This is a genomic window from Streptomyces katrae, assembly GCF_000966975.1.
GTDB classification, from domain to species: Bacteria; Actinomycetota; Actinomycetes; order Streptomycetales; family Streptomycetaceae; genus Streptomyces; species Streptomyces katrae.
In genome coordinates this window covers 1-3,741 of record NZ_JZWV01000728.1, presented here as the reverse complement: position 1 = coordinate 3,741, position 3,741 = coordinate 1, and the positions used below count along the sequence as shown (strand labels likewise).

The 3,741-nt window shown below is 74.2% G+C and carries 2 protein-coding genes; both read right to left on the bottom strand.

Features of this window, described 5'->3' with window-relative positions; all coding sequences use genetic code 11:
• Window positions 1-18 precede the first annotated feature (18 nt).
• Entirely contained in the window at window positions 19-648 is a 630-nt protein-coding gene (locus tag VR44_RS41470; RefSeq protein WP_052713816.1) for a hypothetical protein, read from the bottom strand.
• 289 nt (window positions 649-937) lie between these two features.
• Window positions 938-3,631, bottom strand: a complete 2,694-nt coding sequence (locus VR44_RS25270; RefSeq protein WP_425424534.1) for a SpoIIE family protein phosphatase — start codon at window positions 3,629-3,631, stop codon at window positions 938-940.
• Window positions 3,632-3,741 lie beyond the last annotated feature (110 nt).

Below are 3,741 nucleotides of genomic sequence, written 5' to 3'. Positions count from 1 at the left end.
GCCGGGCACCGACCGGGGTCAGCGGTAGTGGGCGGCGGCTTCGGCGAAGGGGACGGCCTCCGCGGGGGTGGAGGCCAGGAGGGCGACCCAGGAGCCGTCCGTGAATTCCAGGTCCATCCGGCCCCGCTGGAGCACGCCCGTCGGCCTGGCGCGGACGGCGGCCACGGCCGAGCGGGGTACCTCCCAGTACTCCTTCATCACGGGCGTCGACTGCCACAGGTGCGAGACGTCGGTGAGGCCGAACCAGCGCCGGTCGGTGACGGCGAGGACGCCGGTGACCGAGCCGCGGGCGCCGGCCCGGCTGATGAGGAACCGCCCGGCCGTGCTCTGCCAGCCGCCCTCCATGCTCTTGCCGTGCATCAGCCGGGTGCCGAGCTGGTCCACGACGTCGGGCAGCCGGTCCACGGCGCCGGCCGCGGCGGCGGGCCGGGAGCGCCGGGGGTCGATCACGCGGGTCCGGACCAGCTGCGCCAACGGCTTGGGCAGCTTCGCCTCGATGCGGCGGTGCAGCGAGGAGGGATCGGCCGGGGGGAGCAGGTCCTCGGGCGGGGTGGGTACGCCCGGTCCGAGCTCGTACGCGCACACGGCGATCAGGCGCTCCCCCGCACGCACGAAGGGTCGGACCTGTTCGCGCCTGTCCTCGGTCAACGGGCGTGCTCCTGTCGTGCGTAGGGCCGGTGGTAACCGGTGCTGTGCCGCCGGGATGGTCGTGTCCGGCGTTCCGGATTCTCCCTCATGGACGGCCGCGGATGATCATCGGGGGTACCCGGAGGGACACCGGGAAGGGATACCCGGAAGGGGTACCGGCGGTAAGCCCTTGCAGGGGTTCCGCGCAGGTGACGCCGGGCCGGAGGCCCGCCTCGGCGTCCAGGGCGTCGCCGGAGGGCTGCCTCCGCGTCCAGGGCGTCGCCGGAGGGCCTCCGCGTCCAGGGCGTCGTCAGAGGGGCTCGGCGTCCCGGAAGAAGGCCGTGGGGTCCGGGTCCGCCGTTTCGCCGGAGCCCGGCGGCGCCAGCTCCGCCCAGATCACCTTGCCGCCCGGGGTGTACCGGGTGCCCCAGTGCTCGCTGAGCTGCGCGACGAGGAACAGGCCGCGTCCGCCCTCGTCGGTGGTGGCGGCGTACCGCAGGTGCGGGGCGGTGCTGCTGCCGTCCCAGACCTCGCAGGTCAGGCCGTGGTCGTGCAGCAGCCGTACGCGTACCGGGGCGCTGCCGTGGCGCAGGGCGTTGGTGACCAGCTCGCTGAGGATCAGCTCCGTGGCGAAGCCGAGCTCGGGCAGGCCCCAGTCCTCGAGGGTGCGGGCCGCCGCGCCCCGGATCTCGCCGACGGCGCTCGGCTCGAACGGCACGTCCCACTGCGCGACCCGGTCCGCGCCCAGGGTCCGGGTGCGGGCGACGAGCAGGGCCACGTCGTCGGCCGGGCGGGTGGGCAGCAGCAGGTCGAGGACGGTCCGGCAGGTGTCGCGCGGGTCGCCGTCGGAGCTGCTGACGGCGGTGCGCAGCAGTTCCAGCCCCTCCCCGATGTCGCGGCCGCGCTCCTCGATGAGCCCGTCCGTGTACAGGACGAGCCGGCTGCCCTCCGCCAGGTCCAGCTCCGCCGTCTCGAAGGGCATGCCGCCGAGGCCGAGCGGAGGCCCGGCCGGCAGGTCCACGATCTCGGTGGTGCCGTCCGGGGCGGCCACCAGCGGCGGCAGGTGTCCGGCCCGGGCCAGCGCGCAGTGCCGGGAGACCGGGTCGTAGACGGCGTACAGGCAGGTCGCGCCGAGGACGGAGCCGGTGGCGTCGCCGCCCTCGTCGTCGTGGTCGATGCGCTGGACGAGGTCGTCGAGGCGGGCGAGGATCTCGTCGGGGGCGAGGTCGAGCGAGGAGAAGTTGTGCACCGCGGTGCGCAGCCGCCCCATGGTCGCGGCGGCGTGCAGGCCGTGTCCGACGACGTCCCCGACGACGAGGGCGACCCGGCAGCCGGGCAGCGGGATCACGTCGAACCAGTCCCCGCCCACACCGGACTGCGCGGGCAGGTAGAAGTGCGCCACGTCCACGGCGCTCTGCTCGGGCAGCGCGCGCGGCAGCAGGCTGCGCTGGAGGGTGACGGCGAGGGCGTGCTCGCGGGTGTAGCGGCGGGCGTTGTCCATGCTGACGGCGGCGCGGGCGACGAGTTCCACGGCCAGCGACAGGTCGTCCTCGTCGAAGGGCTCGGGCACCTGTGACCGCCAGAAGTTGACCACGCCGAGGACCACGCCCCGGGCGATCAGCGGGGCCGCGATCAGCGAGTGGATCCCGTACTCGACGATGGCGCGGGTGCGCACCGGGTCCTGGGCGAGCCAGCCCGGATCGGCGGAGAGGTCGGGCACCAGTTCGGCCTTGCCGGTGCCGTAGCCGCGCGCCTGGGGGGTGGACGGCAGGAAGTCGATCAGCAGGCCCCGGGGGTAGAGGGGGTGGTCGCTGCGGATTCCGCTGACCGCGGTGCGCCGCATGTCGGCTCCCGGCCCGGGCTCGTCCCCGTCGAGCACCGCTTCGGCCAGGTCGACGGTGGCGAAGTCGGCGAAGCGGGGAACGGCGACGTCGGCGAGTTCCTCGGCGGTGCGGACGACGTCGAGGGTGGTGCCGATGTCGCCGCCCGCGTCGTAGAGCAGCTTCAGGCGCCGGCGGGCGGTCTCGGCGCGGCCGGTCAGGATCCGCATCTCGGTGGAGTCGCGGATGGTGACGGCGGTGCCGCCGTCGGCGCGGCCGCGGGGGTGGGTGCGCCGCTGGTTGACGACGAGCAGCCGCTCGCCGGTCTCCACCACCTCGTCGGTGGCCACCCGGCCGGACAGCAGCAGGGCGGCCATCCGCGGGTCGAGGCCCGGTACGTCCCCGATGTGGCGGCCGTCGGCGTCCTCGGGCAGGCCGAGGAGCCGTTTGGCCTCGTCGTTGGCGAGCAGCAGCCGCCCGTCCCCGTCGATGATCAGCACCCCTTCGCGGACGGCGTGGAGCACCGCGTCGTGGTGTTCGTACATGCGGGTCATCTCGAGCGGGCCCAGGCCGTGGGTCTGCCGGTTCAGCCGTCTGCTGATCAGGGCGGTGCCGGCGGTGGCGAGGGCCAGGGTGGCCGCGATGGACAGCAGGATGACGGGGAGCTGGCGGTTGACGACCCCGGTGACGTTCTTGACGGTGAGGCCCGCCGACACCAGCCCGACGACCTTGCCGTCGGGGCCGGTGACGGGGACCACCGCCTGGATCTCCTTGCCGAGGGGACCGTCCACGCTCTCGGTGTAGGTGTGCCCGGCGAGGGAGGGCCCGATGGTGCCGACGAAGCGTTTGCCGATGCGGTCCGGCTGGGGGTGGCTGTAGCGGATGCCGTGGGTGTCCATCACCACGATGAAGTCGACCCCGGCGTCCTTGCGGGTCCGCTCGGCGAGGGGCTGCAGGACCTTCGACGGGTTGGGCTGCTTCAGCGCCGCATCGAGGCCCAGGGAGTGGGCGAAGGTCTGTGCGACGGCCACCGACCGGTTGCGGGCCTCGCGGTCGACGTCGTGCCGCGACTGGAGGAGCAGCGCCAGCAGCCCACCGGCCGCGAGCAACACCACGATCGCCACCTGGAGGACGAATACCTGTCTGGCGACGCTTCTGGATCGGTTGCCTAGAGGTGACCGCACCGACGTGCCCGGCACGGGTGGCGAGAAGGGGTCACGCCCCCAGTTGTAGCACTTCCCGGCGCCCTCGGCGCCCGGCGCGGCGGCGCGCCGGGCGTGGTGTCGTCCCGGAG